Here is an 18,704-nt window from a genome sequence, read left to right as displayed (position 1 = left end):
AGCGGCGTTTGACCGGGAAATAGCCTATCGGTTTCCTTGGCTTTGCGCGGCCCGTTGTCTCTCCTGCAACGGTAAATTGGGGCGGGCATTATGCGTTACCAGGGGCCAGCGAGGAAGGTTTGCGATAAAGCACAAACTCCTGCGGCGACCTGCATCCGAATCGACTCTTATTGGCGTCGAACTCCAGTAGAATGCGCGCTAATTAAAATTTGACCAGTATCGGTCACAGAATGGGGTAGAGGGTGCCTGTGAAAGTGTCGAGCAAGAACAAGCTTTTATTTACCGTTTTGGCTATCGGGGCGGCCGCCATTACTGCGGTGGTGCTATTGAAGCCGAAGCCGGAAGAAAAACCACCGGAGGCGGTGGTACCGCCGGTGGCGGATGTCCTGTATGCGGAACCGGGGCGCCAGACTTTGTTGGTACCGAGCCAGGGCACCGTGCATGCTCGCCATGAAATTGAGGTGGTGGCCCGTGTCGGCGGTGTGATTGAAGGTGTGGGCGAGGCCTTTGTGCCCGGCGGCTTCTTTGCCGAGGGGGAATCATTGCTGCAGCTCGAGCAAGCCGACTACATCCATAAAGTGACACGTGCCGAATCACAGCTGGCCGATGCCAAGTCCGCCCTGGCTCAAGAGCAGGGTCGCGCCAAACAAGCCAAGCGCGAGTGGCGTAATCTGGGCAGCGAAGCTGCCAACGCTCTGTTTCTGCGCAAGCCACACCTTGAAGCCGCCGAGGCCGCAGTGGCCGCAGCGCGAGCGGATCGCGACCAGGCCAAACTTGATCTGGCGCGCACCGCAGTGAAAACGCCGTTTGCCGGGCGTGTCGTGGAGACCTATGTCGATCTGGGCCAGTACATTACCCCTGGCACGCCTCTGGCAAAAATCCACAGCACCGGCACCGCCGAAGTGCGCCTGCCTCTGACCGATCAACAGTTGGCACTGCTCGATCTGCCTCTGGGTAAATCCTTCGAACATGGCCCCGAAGTGCGCCTGCGGGCGATGGTAGCTGGGCTTGAGCGCGAGTGGCGTGCCCAGCTGGTGCGCACCGAGGCCAGTATCGATACCAATAGCCGCTTTATTTATGCCGTGGCTCAGGTACAGAACCCTTATGAGGGCGCTGTTCCCCTGATGAATGGCCTGTTTGTGGAGGCCGATATTGCCGGTCGCACATTGGACGGCATAGTGGTTTTGCCGCGCCAGGCTCTGCACGAGGGCGACCACCTGCTGGTGTTGGATGAAGAGAGCAAGCTGGTGTTCAAAACTGTGGAGCTGCTGCAAAGTATCGGCGACCAGGTGTGGTTGCGCGGTGATATCGCCCTTGGTGATCGCGTCGTGGTGTCCAGCCTGGGCTACTCCCGCGAGGGTATGGCACTTACCGCTAATCCTCTCAACGAGAAGCCTGCCGGTCTAATCGATAGCGTTAAGAGCGATGCCGAAGCCGATTCAAGTACCTCCGGTGAGACCGCAGCCACGAATAGCGCTGCCCACGGAGGCCACTGATGAACGGCATTATTTCCTGGTTTGCGCGCAACAGTAAGGCCGCTAACCTGTTGATGATTATGATCATCATCGGCGGCTTCTTCGGAATCAGTGGGATTGATCGCGAGGTCTTTCCAGCGATTCAGCCCGGTATTGTCGAGGTGGAAATATCCTACCCCGGTGCCGGCCCGGCGGAGGTCGAGCAGCAGGTGACCGTGCGTGTAGAGGAGGCTATCTCTGAGGTGAAGGGCATCAAGGAGGTGAACTCCGCCTCTCGCCGCAGCCACGCCTCTATCGAAGTTCAAGCGGTGGATGGCTACGATGAGCTGCGTCTGCTCAACGATATCAAGGTGCAGGTGGATAGTATTAACACCTTCCCCGAGGGTATCGAGCGACCGGTGATTCGCCTGCAGGAGTGGGATACTCAGCTGATGATGATCGCCATTGGCGGTCCGGTTTCCGAGCGCCAGCTCAAGGAGACCGCGCTGGACCTGCGCGACAAGCTCACCCTGATTCCCGGTGTGCGCCGTGTGGATATCTGGGGCGAGCGCCCGGATGAGCTGTCCATCGAGGTTTCCGAGCTGGACCTGCGCCGCTACAACCTGAGCTTCAACGATGTGGCCAATGCGGTGCGCCGCTCCTCCCTCGATCTGCCCGCGGGTATGGTGCGTTCGGATCGCGGTGATATCCAGGTGCAGACCCGTGGTCAGGCCTACACCGCCGAGGACTTCGAGCGTATTCCGGTAGTCAGCCGCGCCGATGGCTCTGTACTGCTGCTGCGTGATGTGGCCACCGTGCGCGATGGCTTCGAGGAATACAACAACGTCATTCTCTTTAACGGCAATCCGGCTATGAACCTGCGTGTGGTTCAGGGCGAGCCGCTGGATGTGGTGGCCACCGCCGAGCGTATCAAGGCGTTTATGGCGGAGGCGCGCACCCAGTTGCCGCCGGGTATGGAGTTCGACGTCTGGTTCGACTTCTCCAAAGCTTTTGAAGGCCGCATGAACCTGTTGACCACCAACGCCTTAAGCGGCTTCGCCATGGTCTTTATCATGCTGATGCTGTTCCTGCGCCCGGCGCTGGCGATGTGGGTAACGGTGGGCATTATTGTGGCCTTCCTCGGTGCTTTCTGGTTGCTGCCGATTACCGGGGTCAGCCTGAATATGCTGTCGCTGTTCGCCTTCCTGCTGATTCTCGGGATTGTGGTGGACGATGCGATTATTGTGGGGGAAGCCGTGCATGCGGCCCACGATCGCGGTGTTACCGGTCTGGCCGCCGCAGAAGAGGGCGTGAAGCAGGTCTCTGCGCCGGTGATCTTCGCCGTGACCTCCACCATGGTGTTCTTTATCCCCATGCTGTTCCTGCCCGGTTATACCGCGCAGATGATGTTGGCACTGCCGGTGGTGGTGCTCTTGTGTCTGGTGTTCTCCCTGGTGGAGTCTCTGCTGATTTTGCCGGCGCACTTGGTGGGCATGAAACCGGAGAAGCCGGCGAAGTCCACCCTGGGTATCAAGTTGCAGAAGCTGCGTGGCCGCTTCGCCGGGGCCATGAAGACCGCCGGTGACAAATACTACTTGCCGCTGCTCAAGAAGTCCCTTGGCAACAGCCGCACCACGGTGATGGTCTTTTTCATGGCACTGGTACTTTCCATCAGTGTCTTTACCAGTGGTTATGTGGGTTCTTCCTTCTCGCCACAGGTACCGTCGGATCTGTTGGAATTGCGTGCCAGCATGGCCGATGGCGAGCCTTTTCATGAGGCCGAGCGCGTGATGAATCAGGTGCTGGAGGCCGCAGATAAGCTCGCTACCGATGAGGAGATGCTGAAGCTCAACGACGGCGAGCCCTTCGTAATGAACTCCATGGTGTTCAACTGGCGCGGCAACATCTTTGTGATCTTGCAGCTCACCGACGGAGAGATGCGTGATGTGACTTCCAAAACCCTGTCGTTGCGCTGGCGCGAGCTGATCGGTGAAATGCCGGCCAGTGTTGAAGACCTCAATATTGATGCCACCATCAACGATGGCGGCAACGGTATGAGCCTGAACCTGAGCACCGCTTCCGGGGACATGGACGAATTGCGCGCTGCCGCCGATGCGGTGAAGAAGAAGATGAACAGCTATGCCGGTGTTTACGATGTGCGTGACAATCTCACCAGTGCGCGTCGCGATATCGAAATTCAGCTGAAGCCCCACGCCACCACCATGGGTATCAACCTGGCGGATGTGGCCAGGCAGGTGCGCCAGGGTTTCTATGGTGAAGAGGTACAGCGTATTCCCCGCGGTCGCGAGGACGTTAGGGTGATGGTGCGCTACCCGCAGGAAGAGCGCGCCAGCGAAGAGCAGATGGACCGCGTGCGTATTCGTACGGCGGAGGGAGAAGTGCCCTTCTCTGCGGTGGCCGATGCGGTCTATGTGCCCGGTTACACCACCATCCGCCGCAACAACCGCGAGCGCACCGTGCGCGTGTTTGCCGAGTTGACGCCGAACACCTCCACTGCGCAGGAAATTCTCAAGGATATGCGCGAGACTCTGGTGCCTGAGCTGGAGCGCCAGTTCCCCGGCTTCTCCCTGAGAACTGCCGGTGAAATGCAGGAGGAGGAAGAGTTCAACGGTGCGATCCTGGCGTTCTTTGTGCTGTCTCTGTTCGCCATTTACGCCCTGCTGGCCATCGCTTTCCGCTCTTACTCGCAGCCGCTGTTGATCCTCACCGCAGTACCGTTCGGCTTCTTCGGCGCGGTAGTAGGCCACCTGTTGATGGGCCACGATATCAGCATCATGTCCATGCTCGGCTTCCTCGCCGCAGCGGGGGTTGTGGTGAACGATAACCTGGTATTGATGGATCGCATCAACCAGCTGCGCGCCCAGGGTTGGGCGGTGATGGATGCGGTGGTGCAGGCGGGTCGCGATCGTTTCCGCCCGATTATCCTCACCTCTATCACTACCTTCATCGGGTTGGTGCCGATCATGTTCGAGCGCTCTATTCAGGCGCAGTTCCTGATTCCCATGGTGATCAGCCTCGCCTTTGGCGTCCTGTTTGCCACCGCGGTAACCCTGGTACTGGTGCCGAACCTGTACAAGGTGATCGAAGTGCTGCGCCCGAAAGGCAAGCGCCAGGAGCAAACTGACACTCCGGTGTCTCTGGAAACTGCCTGATCACGATTTTCACGCCGGGCAATGGTGGGGGTTTTCCGCCATTGCCTGGTCTGTGCATTAGTGCCTAAACTACCCGCCTGCAAAATGCCGACATCTCCGTCGGCTTTTTTATAGTGCTTTACAGGATCTTTACCCATGCGCATTCCGCGTATCTTCTCCCAGCAGGCCCTGGCCGGTGTTTCGCAAATCGAGTTGGATGAGGGCGCTTCCCGGCACCTGGTAAAAGTCCTGCGCCTCGGCGCCGGCCACCCGATGACTCTTTTCGACGGTTTGGGCGGCGAGTACAGTGCAGAGTTGCTGGCAACGGGTAAGCGTGCACAAGTGGGGGTTGGTGCGTTTCGCGAAGACAATCGCCAGTCGCCACTGGCGTTAACCCTGGCAATTGGCATCTCCCGCGGTGACCGATTCGACTGGGTGATACAGAAGGCTACCGAGTTGGGGGTGGCGGCTATCCAGCCGCTGTTCAGCGAGCGCTGCGAGGTCAAACTATCCGGTGAGCGCCTGCAAAAAAAACTCGGCCACTGGCGCCAGATTACCATCAGTGCCTGTGAACAGTGTGAGCGCAATCTGTTGCCGGAAATTGCCGAGCCGGTAAAACTACCGCACTATCTGCAGACCTCAGCACAACAGAGTGCACCGCAAACCAAGCTGGTATTACACCACCGCACCGAGCTGGATCTGCGCCGCTGGGAAGCGGACAATGGCAAGCCGGATTCGGCCCTGTTGATGGTGGGGCCAGAGGGTGGATTGTCCCAGGCGGAGATTGATCTGGCCTTGGGCCACGGCTTTATGCCACTGCGCTTGGGACCGAGGGTTATGCGCACCGAAACCGCGCCTATCGCTGCACTGTCTGTATTACAGTTCCAATGGGGTGATCTGTAGGAGCCGACGCAAGCCAAAATTGGATAGGATGAAAACCAGGAAGGGAAACTATGATTCGAGTGATTGTAGGGTTATTGGGTATCGCGATTGTCTTGTTGTCGCTGGCGGTTATTGCCAAGCCCAAGTTGGCGCAAACCATCAGTGAGCGACTCAGCGAAACGGGCTATTTCTTTTCCGCCTGGCTGCGCATCTTTATCGGTCTCTTCCTGCTGTTGATCGCTGACACGCGCCACTGGTATATCCTCTTCAACGCCCTGGGCGTATTGGTGCTGCTGAGTGGCGCCTATATGCTGCAAATGGGTTTTGAGCGCGGCAAGGCGCTGGCCATCAAAATCTCCCAGGGCAATGAAAACTTCCTGCGTATCAGCGGCATACTCGGTGTGGTTATCGGTATTATGCTGCTTTCAGCGCGCTGATTTTACGGGGTCCCATGTCTTCCATAGATTTGATCATTTTTGATTGCGATGGTGTGTTGGTGGATAGCGAGAGTATCGTCTGCCGCATACTCGCCGAAGAAATGAATAAGTTGGGTATGGCCACCACTGCGGAGGAGCTGGATGAGCAATTCAGCGGCCGGCCCGCCAGGGATTGCCTACTGGAAATCGAGAAGCGTTTCGGCGGCCCCCTGCCAGACAATTATTTTGGCAATACCGAGCGCCGTATTCGAGAAGCATTCCACGCCGAGTTGGAGCCCGTAGTCGGTATTGAGGGCTTGCTCGATCACTTACAGCAGATCGGCATGCGCAGTTGCGTGGCCTCATCGGGCTCTCACCAGAAAATGCATCTCACCCTAAATAAAACCGGTCTCTACGACTACTTCGACGGCAGGATCTACAGTGCTGAGGATGTTTCCCGCGGTAAACCCTGGCCGGAGCTGTTCCTGCATGCGGCCACCAGTATGGGGGTGGAGCCGGGGCGTTGTCTGGTCGTGGAGGATTCTAACGCTGGCGTGGAAGCTGCGGTAGCCGCTGGCATGCGGGTAGTCGGTTACAGTACCCATAAGCAGAGAACGCCACAGCTGGAGCAGCGCGGTGCCCGGGTAGTTAGCGATATGATGTCGGTGTTGAATTTCCTCTAACGGCTAGATATCTCCTGCCGCCGGCAGCTTGTTCTACACTGAATTTGACGTCTGCAAACCGGAAGTTTTGTCTATGGCGGGCAAGCCTTTATTCGTCTGCTATCTCGCCCTGCTGGTGCTATTACTTGCCGGCTGCCCCACCCCCGATCCCAATAGAAAATATGCCCTTGAGCCTCAGTCTGCGGTGCAGTCCGGAGACAGTGAGAAAGAGGCGCGGCAGGCGGCTCCCTTTGCCGATGATTTAGTGCGCTTTTTACGCGGAAATTCCCGTAAAGATGGGGATACTTTTAGATTGCGCCTGGAGTTTGACCCCGGTGGCTTTGCCCCGCGTATGGATAGCATCGCCGATCTGGAGGCGCTATTGGTGATCATGCGCGATTTCCCCGAGATGCGTATTACGATTGAGGGGCACACGGATAATGACGGTGACCCAAAGAAAAACCTGCACCTCTCTCAGTGGCGCGCAGATTGGGTACGCAATTTTTTGATAGAGCGCGGTATTGATGGCGACCGTATGCGTGCACAGGGCTATGGCGATACAGATCCTATCGCTGATAATGAGAGCAAGGCAGGGCAAAGGGAAAATCGACGCCTGGTTATCCGCGTCTTGAACTTCGACCGAATGCCGAGCAGATTGCCGCGATTAAATACATCTCCGAGCCCATAAATTAAATAAAAACCCGGCATTGATCGCCGGGTTTTTATTATCGCAGTTGCCGAATAAGCGTTATTACCGACAAATCAGGTGGATGCTTTGCCTAGCGCCTCACCATTATTTGCCGGTGTTTGAAAAGGCTGCCCACTAATAACCTGGCGCATCAACTTCGCCCCCTGGCGCAAACCGAGAATACTTTGAGCGGTTAATACTCCCGAGATCATTGCCCCGGCGACACCGCAACTCATCACATCCTGGCCGGTGAGATAGAGTCCATTGAGTCGAGTCTTTGGTCTCAGCCAACGCTGTTCAAAACGTTTGGGATCGTGGTCGAGGCCATAAATTTCACCGCGTGGATAGAAGCAGAAATAATCTGTCGACAGCGGTGTGGATAACTCGTAGTAATCGATTTGCCCGCGCAGATGGGGGAAATGCTTGTAAAGGTGCTCCAATAAGCGCTGGCTGAAGGCCTCTTTCAGGGCTTCATAGTCATCACCGCGCTTGCCCCAGGGTTTGTCATGCCACTGAGCGAACCAATCGTAATTGGCTGGTGCAACGATTTCGATAGTGGCGCGTCCAGGATAGCGCTGGGTAAAGGTGGGGTCCTTGGCCGAGGGGAAAGAGATATAGGCTAGCGGAATATCTTTGTCGCTATCCTGCAGGAATGCCTGCATATCCTCCTCGTAGTTCTCACTGGTATAGAGCCAGTAATTGGTTTTCGGTAGTTGTAGTTCTTCGGCGGTCTTTTCCAGGCCGATATACAGGCACAGGTGAGACATAGATGGAGTGACGGTTTTCAGGTCGCGCAGGTAACCGAGGTGCTCACTGGCACTCTGGGGCAGTAATTTTTCGAAAGTATTGAATACTCCCGCTCCGGAAATCACCACGGGCGCCTCAATTTCGGTACCATCGCTCATGCGTAGGCCGCGAACCTTATTGCCATCTAACAGAATGGTTTCCACCTTGGCATAGGTAAATACATCGCCGCCACTGGCCTGAATTTGCGGAATAATGGTCTCGGAAATCTTGCTGGCACCGCCCACGGGGTAGTAACCCCCATACAAATAATGTTTGGCAATCAGGGCGTGAATAATAAAACTGCTCTGTGCCGGCGCCATGCCGTTGTCGCCCCACTGACCAGTGAGTACGGAGATCAGTTTCTCGTTGTTGGTGATTTCAGCCAACACTTCGCGGGTGGTTTTGTTCAGCCAGGAGGGGTCGCGCAGTTTACGCCAAAGCCGCAGGAGTGGGCCGCACCAGCCGGGAAACAGTTTCTCCATCGCAATGCGTTGCATGGATTTGGCCACCTCGTTGAGGCGGCCCAGATAGCGCTCGATATTTTCCCGCTCGTCGGGAAAATGTTTAACCAGTTCATCGATAAACGTTTGGCGACCGGCGCGCAGATCAAACTGCTCTTCGCCGATACAAATGCGATCGTAGGTGTCGTCCATCGGCGCCCAATGCAACTTACCCCCGCTGATAAAGTCGAAAATCCTGCCTGTCATGGTCGGGTGCTCGCCCACATCGCCAATGTAGTGCACGCCGACATCCCACTCGTAGCCATTGCGGTCGTAGGCATGGGTATAGCCGCCGGCGGTGTAGTGCTGTTCCAGGACCAGTACCTTCTTACCGGTGGCACTCAGCATAGCCGCAGTAGTCAGGCCGCCGATTCCAGAGCCGATTACCAGGGCATCGTAGGGGCCGTTCAAGCGACTGGCACGGTAACGCTGGCCAATACGCAGGCGGCTCGGCTTGGGGGCACTGCGTTTCTTCTCGGTGGTTTCGGACATGGTGGCCTCATCACTATTGTTTTTATCTCTCAACCATATCGTTCAAATATTGACTATGCAACAAGTTGCATATTTTTGATCTTGCTGGTCGGCTTGTACTTCTCATGAAAAGAAATATACACTTTGTATATGAATAATATATGCGGTGTATAAAATGGGTATCGTTAAGATCTCGGATGAATTACATGATGAAATCCGTAAAGCGAGTACAACATTGGCGCGTTCTATTAACGCCCAGGCCGAGTATTGGATAAAGATCGGCATGTTGGCCGAGCTGAATCCAGAGCTCAGTTACAGCCAGTTGTGCAAGAAACTACTGCGCACCGAATCATTTACTCTGGAAGAGCTCACTCGTGAATAACATAAAAATAAAGACCGCCAGGGAACAGGCGTTGATGCGTAACTCCGGTGAATTATTGAGCCGGGTGTTCGTCATGCTCGATGGTATTGTGAAGCCGGGTATTACTACCATGGAAATTAACGACCGGGTGGAAACGTTTATTACCCGGGAGTTGCAGGCGCGCCCGGCCAGCAAAGGGCAATACGACTATCCCTACTCTCTCAATACTTCGATTAATGAGGTGGTTTGCCACGGCATGCCTCGGGAGGGACAGGCGTTGCGCGATGGCGATATCGTCAACGTGGATATAACCCTGGAAAAGTCCGGTTATATCGCCGATTCCAGCAAGATGTATATGATCGGTAATGTGACTCCCATTGCCAAAAAACTGGTGCAGTGTTGCTACGATGCCATGTGGGCCGGTATTCACACCGTAAAGCCCGGCGCGACTTTTGGTGATGTGGGCCATACGATTCAACAGTATGTTGAAAAGCGCGGGTTCAGTGTGGTGCGTGAATACTGTGGCCATGGTATTGGCCGTGAAATGCATGAAGAACCTCAGGTAATGCACTTTGGCCGAGCGGGCAGCGGAGCTGTTTTACGCGAGGGAATGACATTTACGATTGAGCCCATGATTAATCAGGGTAATCGCAAAACCAAACTCAAAAAAGACGGTTGGACCGTGGTGACCAAAGATGGCAGGCTCTCCGCGCAGTGGGAACACACAGTACTGGTTACGGCGGATGGATATGAAGTGCTGACTTTGCGGGAAGAGGAAAGATAAAATCGATAAATAATATATATCTATTTTGCAAGAAAAACATTATCAGCCAACTTAAATATTGGCTGATAATATTGTTAAATCTTATTGCAATTTAATTACGGAACAGCTTGATGGCTTTACCTATACGCTCATATTCCTTTCTGAGATCTAGTAAATCTTCCGTTCCTCTATAAACATGTCCACCTTGCTCAAAAGAAGCCCACATGAAAGGATAAATCGCGATTATTTTTTCATTTTGGGTGGCAAAGTCATAGGCTTGTCTGGCACGATTGATTAGTTGTTCCTCGGTCATGCTAGTATAGTGAGTTTTAGATTCAAAGGCTTTTGGGATAATATAATAGTCTGCTAAGTGATTTCGTGTGATATGCATAAGATCATTAACAACATCCTCCTGGAAGTCGATATGTTCGTAATAGTCTGCTCCGAATAAGTTATAACTATCTGGTATATATCCTTTACAAATCCCTCTAAATGTACATTCACGTGGATCATACGGGTAGTCTTTGCCGCTTTTTTTAAATTTACCTACAGATTGTTTGTTTAGAGTTATTGCCCTTTTGGCATTTGGAAAGTCTGATTCCAATAAGTAGCCAATATCATTTAGGTAGTCCGCTATTTCATAGTCAGACATATCTGCCCAAAGAAACGGTTCATCAATAGGGTCTAGTGCATAAATAATATCTTCATAAGGCTTCATCTGTGCTTTGACCACTTGCCACCGCTCATAAAAATCAGCTCTTTTCTTTTTGTCTCCATTGAAGAAAATAGGACCTAACTCAACCCAAACTTTAACACCATTATTCTTTGCGATTCTTAACTGCTCAGTAATATTCCCATTAAAAATTACAGTAGTAAAAGTAGAAAATTTTGCTACTTCAGGAATATTATCTTTATTCCAGCCCGAATGATAAAAGCCAAACTCTTTAATATGATTGGGCACTACATTTCCGGGTGGAACTATCAAGGGAGTGTTAACCTCGCCATGTAGTATCACCATCAATGGGTCTTTAAGATCGGCTGCCTTTGTTGCAGGAATTTCCTGAGCAAAAAGACCGCTAGAGCTCATTAAGGTCAAAATTGAAAAAAAACAAGTGCTTTTAATTTTATCAAACATAAAAATCCCTCTTTGTTAATGCTTGTGAGTATTATTATTTTCGTAGGTCAATGGAGGCTGCAGATAGGCAATCATTGATATCCGTATAACTATAGATGTTCACTTTTTTCTCAGAAACTAGAGCAGTGGTTGCTAAAGTAAATGATCTCTGAAAGGTACCCTCTGTTCCTGACTGATTGAGTTGAACCTTGACCTTTCCATTGCAGTGATCATTTGATCCACCTGTATACCAAATCCAAAAAGCATCCTGTTTATTTGAGGTAGAACTTACTTTGACGACTTGGGCATTTTCAACAATAAAGCCACCTGCAGCGAAAGAATTAAATGAAGCACTTAAGCAGAGAAATGAAAGCGCGGCGGTGATGATCTTTTTCATAAAATAGCTCTTACTGATTTTCTTCCCTATGAATTCTCTCAAGAGTATTATCTACAGTCAACGTGTTAATTTTTCTAAATTAATTATTTAGTTGGCTCCTTTTGAGAATGCCGAAGCTGCATAAAAAATATATCCATTAAAAGCGGAAGGCTTGCAATAGATGGGACCTTCGTACTATAAATATTATGCTTAATTCTAGCTGTAAGCGTTGATTTCTAGCATCAATTAAGCAAAGATAAAATCTTTTGAATAATAGTGGCAGGAGTGAGCGGTAGTGGAGCTATTAATTGTATTTGTGAAACTTTAATGGTCTTATAAGTTACTCTTCTCTCATCAAATATAAGCCTTGATTTCAAGTAATAACCGTAATTCCTTATGCTACGCAGATCATCTTGCAACCCATTAAATAACTCGCTCGGTGACCTGCCGCCCCAGCTCGTTCTGGGTCTACTATTCAGGCAATCCTTTACAAATTGAACCTGCTCGACTGTTACTTTATTAAAGTCGGTATCCTTTTCATTTTATCAACAACCGCTGGCCGATTATCTATGCTCTCTCTGTTTCTGATCCTTCCGCGCCGAACATACTTACCGCAGCGTTTGCGATAGGGTTTTGATGCAATCCTAAGATGCTTGTATAGGTCTTCAACATTAATCTGATCTAAAGAAATCATCTGGTAGATCGTCTCGTGATGTAACGATACGCTCGTATGTCTCTTTAAATAGCCGGCTGTCTGCTGAGGACTTAACTCTTTCCGAATTAGCCGCAGGCCATCAGCCACTCTCTGTACCTTATACGCATGGCAGCGCCTTAGATCCGCATGCTTATTTGTATGCCTTGGGCGATATTCTTGCAAACCAATATTGCGTTGTAGCTCTCGATTGATCGTCCAGAGATGTCTCTCCAAGAATTTTGTGATTACTTTTTGAGAGTGTACGGATTTTCTCAGACTGTAAATCTGATATCGTTCCTTCTCACTCAGTTGGTAGTAGCTCATCAGTACCTTATCTCCCGGTTGGGTGAGATACCGACTATACTAGCTGAGCACTCCCTTCCCAATTGCACTTATTATCCGAAACCAAGCTTTATCTATTTTTCAATTATCAATTTTTATAGGGATATTATAGCTTAGAATTGTGGTTTTTATAGCTAAGTAGAAAGAAGAAGCCGAAATAGCTATGGGGCCCAGATGGAAAGGATTTAGTGATTTAGGTTATGTATCAAAATCTTAGAAATAGAAAGCGACTTACACTCAATAAACTTTCCATCCGTTATCATTGCCCTCCAAGACTCAGATTTGAAGGTAATAGGGTTTTAGGATAAGTAGGCTGAATGATTTTATTGACTGTTAAAGACCTGTTGAACATAGAGAGAATTATAAATAAAATACAAAGGGTACACGGCAAGGATATTGTGAACGAAGCAGGATAAGATATGAAAAAATTTTCAAGAAAACATACCTTGAATATCGGAAAATCCATTTTGTTGGGGTTTTTTTTGCCTCAGGAAGCGTTTACTCCGCTAATCCAGATTGCACTGGTAAGGTAACCACAGTCGAAGTTGCAGCAAACGGAAGCATTTTCGCAAGTATAAAAGATAGTACTATAGGTACCAATTTCCACAGTGTCGGAATCTGCAGAATTACTGAAGATGTGAAAGATTTTAAGCAAGATTCTTGTAAAGCAGTATTCTCCCTCTTAACTACCGCACATGCAACTGGAAAAAGTGTGACACTTTGGTTCCATGAGGAGCAGTTCTCTTCTTGTACACAATCATGGGGAGAAATTTGGTCTAAAGGACTATATCATCTTCGTATGAAAGAAAGTTAGCGGAACCAGAAAGTTTCATTTTTAACACTTTGAAAGAAACTTGGTGTATTAAAGTGTGTTTTCATTACTTTGTTGGCCACTTTAGTACACAAGTATTCCCGATTTGATTAAAATATAGATCTCCTTAATTATATATATTTGAGCGTTGATTGTAGTATATTCGGTTTCGCATTGAAAAATATATTTAGAACTTACTAAGTACGACATTAATTTTTAAAAACAAATAATCTTTTTCCAAAGTAGAAATAAATTAAAAAATTCTGCTGAGAATTTTAAGGGCTGATTTAGCACTATATTTTTCGGATTAAAGCTCAATGAGTTTGTTTGATGCTCACTTGGTTACCTATAGTGACCTAAAAGCAAATTTATAACCTATGAATCCCTTGTCAGCCGAAATTAGGTTAGCTGACAAGGAAAAGTTATTTGAAATTTATTTTATTCTCGGAACAACTTGATGGCTTTACCAATACGCTCATATTCCTTTCTTAGTGTTGGTAAATCCTCTGTGCCTACATAAGAATGCTTACTATCTTCAAAAGAAACCCAAACGAAGGGGTAGATGGCAACTATTCCTTCATTTTGGGTGGCAAAGTCATAGGCTTGTCTAGCCCGATTGACTAGTTGTTCCTCTGTCATATTGGTATAGTTAGTAGATTTAAAGGCCTTAGGAATAATATAATAATCGGCTAAGTGATTGCGTGTGATATACATAAGATCATTTACAACATCCTCCTGAAAGTCGACATGCGCATAATAATCCGCTCCGAATAAATTATAACTACCTGGTAAATATCCTTCACAGATTTTTCCCATTACTCCAGCGAAACGACATTTATTTGGATCATATGGGGCGTCTTTACCTGACTTCTTAAATTTGCCTACAGAGTCCTTGGTAAGAGTTATTGCTCTCTTAGCATTAGGAAAATCCGATTCGAGCAGATAGCCTATATCATTTAGATAATCTGCCATTTCATAGTCACTCATAGGAGTTTTGTGAAATGGCTCATCAAGAGGATCAAGCGCATAAATAATATCTTCATAAGGTTTTAGTTGTGCTTTGACTACTTGCCATCGCTCATAAAAATCATCTCTCTTTACTTTGCGGCTAAAAAAGGTTGGGAATAACTCAATCCAAACCTTGACCCCATTTTTTTTGGCGGCCTCTAAATTCTCGGTTAAATTTCTATCAATCACTAAGTTGACAAAAGTAGAAAATGGTGCGCTGTCAACAATTTTATCAGTTGAAAACCAGCCCGAATGATAAAAGCCAAATTCTTTAATATGATTAGGTACTACATTTCCGGGTGGAACCACCAAGGGAGTGTTAACCTCACCATGTAGTATCACCATCAATGGGTCTTTAAGATCGGCTGCCTTTGTTGCAGGAATTTCCTGAGCAAAAAGACCGTTAGAGCTCATTAATGTCAAAATTGAAAAAAAACAAGTACTTTTAAGTTTATCAAACATAAATATCCCTCTTTGTTAATGCTTGTGAGTATTATTATTTTCGTAGGTCAATGGAGGCTGCAGATAGGCAATCATTACTATCCGTATAACTATAAATGCTCACTTTTTTCTCAGAAACGAGAGCAGTGGTTGCTAAAGTAAATGATCTCTGGAAGGTACCCTCTGTTCCTGACTGATTGAGTTGAACCTTGACCTTTCCATTGCAGTGATCATTTGATCCACCCGTATACCAAATCAAAAAAGCATCCTGTTTATTTGAGGTAGAACTTACTTTGACGACTTGGGCATTTTCAACAATAAAACCACCTACAGCGAAAGCATTAAATGATGCGCTTAAGCAGAGAAATGAAAGTGCGGCGGTAATGATCTTTTTCATTAAATAGCTCTTAATGATTTTCTTTCCTATGAATTCTCTCAAGAGTATTATCTACAGTCAATGTGTTAATTTTTCTAAATTAATTATTTAATGGGCTCCTTTTGTGGATGCTGGAATTGCATGATAAATATATTCATTAAAGGTGGAAAGTTAGCTATAGGTGGGACCTTCGTGCTATAAATATTATGCTTAATTTTAGCTGTAAGCATTGATTTCTAACATTAATTAAGTGACTATAAAATATTTTGAACAATAGTGACAGGAGTGGGCATTTTTGAGGGCTGCACTTATTTGATGATTATCTTTTTTGTCAGCAGTTACGAATGCTGACAAGGTTTTCACTGGGAAAATTAAGTCACTGCATATGGGGCCTCAATACCAAGGCAGAGTATTTATAGAGATGATGGAGCTCCAACTAGGCAGGTTGCCAGTGATTATGATTCAAGTAATAGTTTTCACTACTCTTTTAGCTACCACTGAACAGGGACAAATATATTTAATTGCTGTCTTAGTTGCCTATACTGCACAGAAAGCTGTAGTGATAGAAAGTTATGATGCTTGTAATATTTATTCAGGAGATCCCAGATCTTAGAAATTTCATTTTAAATTGATTGTCTATTAATTGGATCAAAATTTTTCAGTAGAGCTATTAATTATATTTATGAAGCTTTAATGATTTTCATAAGTTGTATATTTTCATAAAATATAAGTCTTATAATATCGCCTTTAAAGGTGATTTATGAGTACTTAGGCTCTGAATAGAAGTTATTTCATAATATTTTTAACATTCAATATACAGGTAGTATAGGGAAAGTCTTTGTAAGAAGAGAAATAGTAACCCTAACCACCAGCTAAGCGATGGTAGCTTCCTCGCCATACGCCTCATATACCTTTTAAGCCTTCTGTCATCTTCTTTCGAGGGCTTTTTTCTGTACTACGGTGAGATCAAATCTGGTTAATTTTACGACGGATCAAGCTGTATTGAACGGGGCCGAATCTATAGACTTGTCGTATATAAGGCATCGAATTTTATTTTATACAGGTAATATCTAGTAGTGTGTGACATAGTCTTACTTCTGCAGATGATGCCGAATTTACGGTACCCCTAATGGAATGTTTTTGCCCTTGAGCATCACCACCCACTTAGTTTTTCTGACTTCAGCCTCCCTTTTCTTATTGAAGCAAAGCTGATATACAAAAAGAGTTCTTCTCAGTTAAGCTGAGATCTATGATTGAGCTATTATGAAAATTTTGCCAAGTCTATAACTAATCAGCCTTGATCTTTTCAAAACTGTAGCCTGCTCCTGCAAGTGCTCGTTTTGGGGTAAGATGAAGGGAAGTCCTTCCATCGTGCTTTAGTATGTAAAATCTAGAATATACCCTTGAAAACAAGCAAAATTATCAATGGATTTTGATTACCTTTTCCAGGTATGAGCTGGGGAAGACGAGGCTCAATCAATTTCCACTGTGAATCAGTTAATCCTGACTTAAATCTGCTCACACTTACTACTCTCATCATTCCATGAGACCGTAAGAATAACAGACTTCAAGTTATGAAACTTATTCAAGACTCCGTGTAATATTTACAACTTTAAATGTATAAATTGGCGAGAGAGATAGGAGTGCCAGGCATTTTCAATAGGAAATTAACACTAAAAATATACTAATTTATATTTTTATAAGTGAATTTTTAGTAGATCTGGAACTGTTGCCAGAAAAATAAATTCTTATTGCACGTAAAGAATAATTCCCTACGTGCCTATAGCCTGATCTAGCGTGTATTCAGGATACCTGTCCTGAACTTACTCCACTGTCAGTGGAGGTTTCCTTTGCTACCCAATCGAGCAATTTTTTAGCGCGTGACCGAACCTTGTGATTGTGGGACCAGGCCAGAGTTCTCTCCAAAAATGGTTTTGCAAGCTTTGGCTTTTTAAGTTTTGCGAGGTGAAAGCCAATAGCGCTATTTATTTCAATACTATTTGGATTCTTCTGATAGGCCGCCATCATGGTTTTCAGTGCGGCAACACTTTCGCCTTTGTACTGCTGAGCCATCCATTTGTACTGGTAAGCCGATAGGGAAGCCGGATTTAGCGCTATAGCCATATCTGCATAATGCACCGTTTTGGTATAGCTCCCCTCATCCCATTGCCGGGATTCAAGCGTATTATGTAAGCTATATAAATGGTAAACAGATAGATTCGTTGCCGCTGTATGATTCAAATCAGATATTTCTGATAATTCCTGAAGTAAAGCCTGTGCCGCAGCCTCCTGCTGATTGTGCATTAATAGATTCGCTTTCAGAGCGATAACTCCTGGTAACTTGGCAGCATCTTTTTTTACTTTATTCAGATAGCTTAACGCCTGATCATATCTTTCAAGGTCAACCGCTCGCTCCGCCAATAATAGGGATTTTTCATTATGGTTCAGTTTGCGCTTTTCGATTTTAAAGACGTTTTTGGTTAGATTAACCTTGTAGCCCGACAGACGCCGTTCTTTTAGGTAGCGAGTTAATGCGATATCTAAATCTTCCTCTCGGATATCATAATGTTGTGTAAAGAGATCTAGTGGATCTCCTCCATTATTGATATCCGCTAGGTAATTTTTGGTTTTTTCATGGTATGCATTTTCTCTGGCATCTTCGCTGAAAAATAAATAGTGTAATAATAACCATGCACTGGCGTAATACTGACTGCTATGTTTCCAACCCTTTCTACTGTAATCCGGCTGAAGAATTTCCCTGGCTTTCAAGGGACCCTCTTCCAAATCGTAAGCTCTCCACTCAGGGAAGTTGCCGATGGTGATGGAATCCTGATCAATAGTCGCTCTGGCTAGTAACTCTGCGAAGCCTTCTGAATACCACCTGGGGTAACGCATGGAACCGCGCTCACGCATAAGATGGTGAACATATTCATGAAACATGATTGCTTGGCCGTTCAATATGCCACGTTTGTTTTCCTGGGAAAAAATTAAGGGGCCATCGATGGTATTGATGTAGAAGCCTGCGATACTTCTTTTTCCGGAGAATTTTTCAAATTCTCTAGACTTATTAAAGTGATAGACCCTAAGCCTAGAGTTTTCAGGACGATCTTCCATGCCTGTTACCATAAGTGAGGCGCTGCGAAATTTTTCCAGCTCGCGCAATAAGGCCTCAGCTTTTTTCGGTGAAACATCGGAGTAGACGGTAAAGTTAGTGCTTTTATATTCCCGCCAATCTCTGGCGTAGGCTGATACCGTTAAGACGGATAGCAATAGAAAGGATATAAGGCAGTAAACTCTGCTTTTCATGGAATATCTCTAATAAAAGTGCGGAGAGGCTTGAGCCAATTAAAGGGGCGGGATTTTATAGAGGCATATACGTTTAGTACATGCCAAATCATATGGCCATT

Annotated in this window: 15 protein-coding genes; 8 read left to right on the top strand and 7 right to left on the bottom strand. The window is 47.4% G+C overall.

The features are described from left to right. The first annotated feature begins 254 nt into the window (after positions 1–254). The 6 genes from ACJJIO_RS09100 to ACJJIO_RS09075 all read left to right on the top strand — a co-directional run bounded on the left by ACJJIO_RS09100 (position 255) and on the right by ACJJIO_RS09075 (position 7,254). Positions 255–1,496, top strand: coding sequence for an efflux RND transporter periplasmic adaptor subunit (locus tag ACJJIO_RS09100; RefSeq protein WP_444910807.1), 1,242 nt, complete (start codon positions 255–257; stop codon positions 1,494–1,496). Beyond that, a complete protein-coding gene (locus ACJJIO_RS09095; RefSeq protein ID WP_444910806.1) occupies positions 1,496–4,627 on the top strand; it encodes an efflux RND transporter permease subunit in 3,132 nt (1,043 codons plus the stop codon). The genes ACJJIO_RS09100 and ACJJIO_RS09095 overlap by 1 nt, the downstream gene beginning before the upstream one ends. 135 nt (positions 4,628–4,762) lie before the next feature. Continuing rightward, complete coding sequence (locus ACJJIO_RS09090; RefSeq protein WP_444910805.1) at positions 4,763–5,509, top strand: 16S rRNA (uracil(1498)-N(3))-methyltransferase; 747 nt, start codon at positions 4,763–4,765, stop codon at positions 5,507–5,509. A gap of 50 nt (positions 5,510–5,559) precedes the next feature. Beyond that, the gene (locus ACJJIO_RS09085) at positions 5,560–5,925 is read left to right on the top strand and encodes a hypothetical protein (protein WP_252083806.1); all 366 of its coding nucleotides are present in this window, start codon (positions 5,560–5,562) and stop codon (positions 5,923–5,925) included. 14 nt (positions 5,926–5,939) lie between these two features. Continuing rightward, the gene (locus ACJJIO_RS09080) at positions 5,940–6,587 is read left to right on the top strand and encodes an HAD family hydrolase (RefSeq protein ID WP_444910804.1); all 648 of its coding nucleotides are present in this window, start codon (positions 5,940–5,942) and stop codon (positions 6,585–6,587) included. 73 nt (positions 6,588–6,660) lie between these two features. Then, positions 6,661–7,254 (top strand): OmpA family protein, encoded by a 594-nt coding sequence (locus ACJJIO_RS09075; protein WP_444883153.1) that lies wholly within the window; start codon positions 6,661–6,663, stop codon positions 7,252–7,254. Positions 7,255–7,328: 74 nt separating this feature from the next. On the opposite strand, the gene ACJJIO_RS09070 is transcribed toward ACJJIO_RS09075, so the two are convergent. Beyond that, complete coding sequence (locus tag ACJJIO_RS09070) at positions 7,329–9,032, bottom strand: phytoene desaturase family protein (RefSeq protein WP_444910803.1); 1,704 nt, start codon at positions 9,030–9,032, stop codon at positions 7,329–7,331. Between the two features lie 154 nt (positions 9,033–9,186). Between ACJJIO_RS09070 and ACJJIO_RS09065 the strand changes: the two genes are divergently transcribed. Beyond that, the gene (locus ACJJIO_RS09065; RefSeq protein WP_152455728.1) at positions 9,187–9,393 is read left to right on the top strand and encodes a ParD-like family protein; all 207 of its coding nucleotides are present in this window, start codon (positions 9,187–9,189) and stop codon (positions 9,391–9,393) included. After that, positions 9,386–10,156 (top strand): type I methionyl aminopeptidase, encoded by a 771-nt coding sequence (gene map, locus ACJJIO_RS09060; protein WP_444910802.1) that lies wholly within the window; start codon positions 9,386–9,388, stop codon positions 10,154–10,156. Before ACJJIO_RS09065 ends, map begins: the two co-directional genes overlap by 8 nt. Positions 10,157–10,247: 91 nt before the next feature. Here the strand turns inward: map and ACJJIO_RS09055 are convergent, their stop codons facing one another. The 6 genes from ACJJIO_RS09055 to ACJJIO_RS09030 all read right to left on the bottom strand — a co-directional run bounded on the left by ACJJIO_RS09055 (position 10,248) and on the right by ACJJIO_RS09030 (position 18,603). Then, a complete protein-coding gene (locus ACJJIO_RS09055; RefSeq protein ID WP_444910801.1) occupies positions 10,248–11,270 on the bottom strand; it encodes a hypothetical protein in 1,023 nt (340 codons plus the stop codon). Between the two features lie 34 nt (positions 11,271–11,304). Then, the gene (locus tag ACJJIO_RS09050) at positions 11,305–11,646 is read right to left on the bottom strand and encodes a DUF5992 family protein (protein ID WP_444910800.1); all 342 of its coding nucleotides are present in this window, start codon (positions 11,644–11,646) and stop codon (positions 11,305–11,307) included. 490 nt (positions 11,647–12,136) lie between these two features. Further along, on the bottom strand, positions 12,137–12,643 hold the full coding sequence (locus ACJJIO_RS09045) for a helix-turn-helix domain-containing protein (RefSeq protein WP_444910799.1): 507 nt from the start codon (positions 12,641–12,643) through the stop codon (positions 12,137–12,139). 1,267 nt (positions 12,644–13,910) lie between these two features. After that, on the bottom strand, positions 13,911–14,942 hold the full coding sequence (locus ACJJIO_RS09040; RefSeq protein WP_444910798.1) for a hypothetical protein: 1,032 nt from the start codon (positions 14,940–14,942) through the stop codon (positions 13,911–13,913). Between the two features lie 34 nt (positions 14,943–14,976). Next, positions 14,977–15,318: a DUF5992 family protein gene (locus tag ACJJIO_RS09035; protein WP_444910797.1), complete on the bottom strand. Its 342-nt coding sequence runs from the start codon at positions 15,316–15,318 to the stop codon at positions 14,977–14,979. Between the two features lie 1,782 nt (positions 15,319–17,100). Next, the gene (locus ACJJIO_RS09030) at positions 17,101–18,603 is read right to left on the bottom strand and encodes a tetratricopeptide repeat protein (RefSeq protein WP_444910796.1); all 1,503 of its coding nucleotides are present in this window, start codon (positions 18,601–18,603) and stop codon (positions 17,101–17,103) included. Between the last annotated feature and the right edge of the window lie 101 nt (positions 18,604–18,704).

The organism is Microbulbifer mixtoriginis (SeqCode), assembly GCF_052467235.1.
Note: the sequence above shows the minus strand (reverse complement) of the source record. Positions and strands in the feature narration are given on the sequence as shown.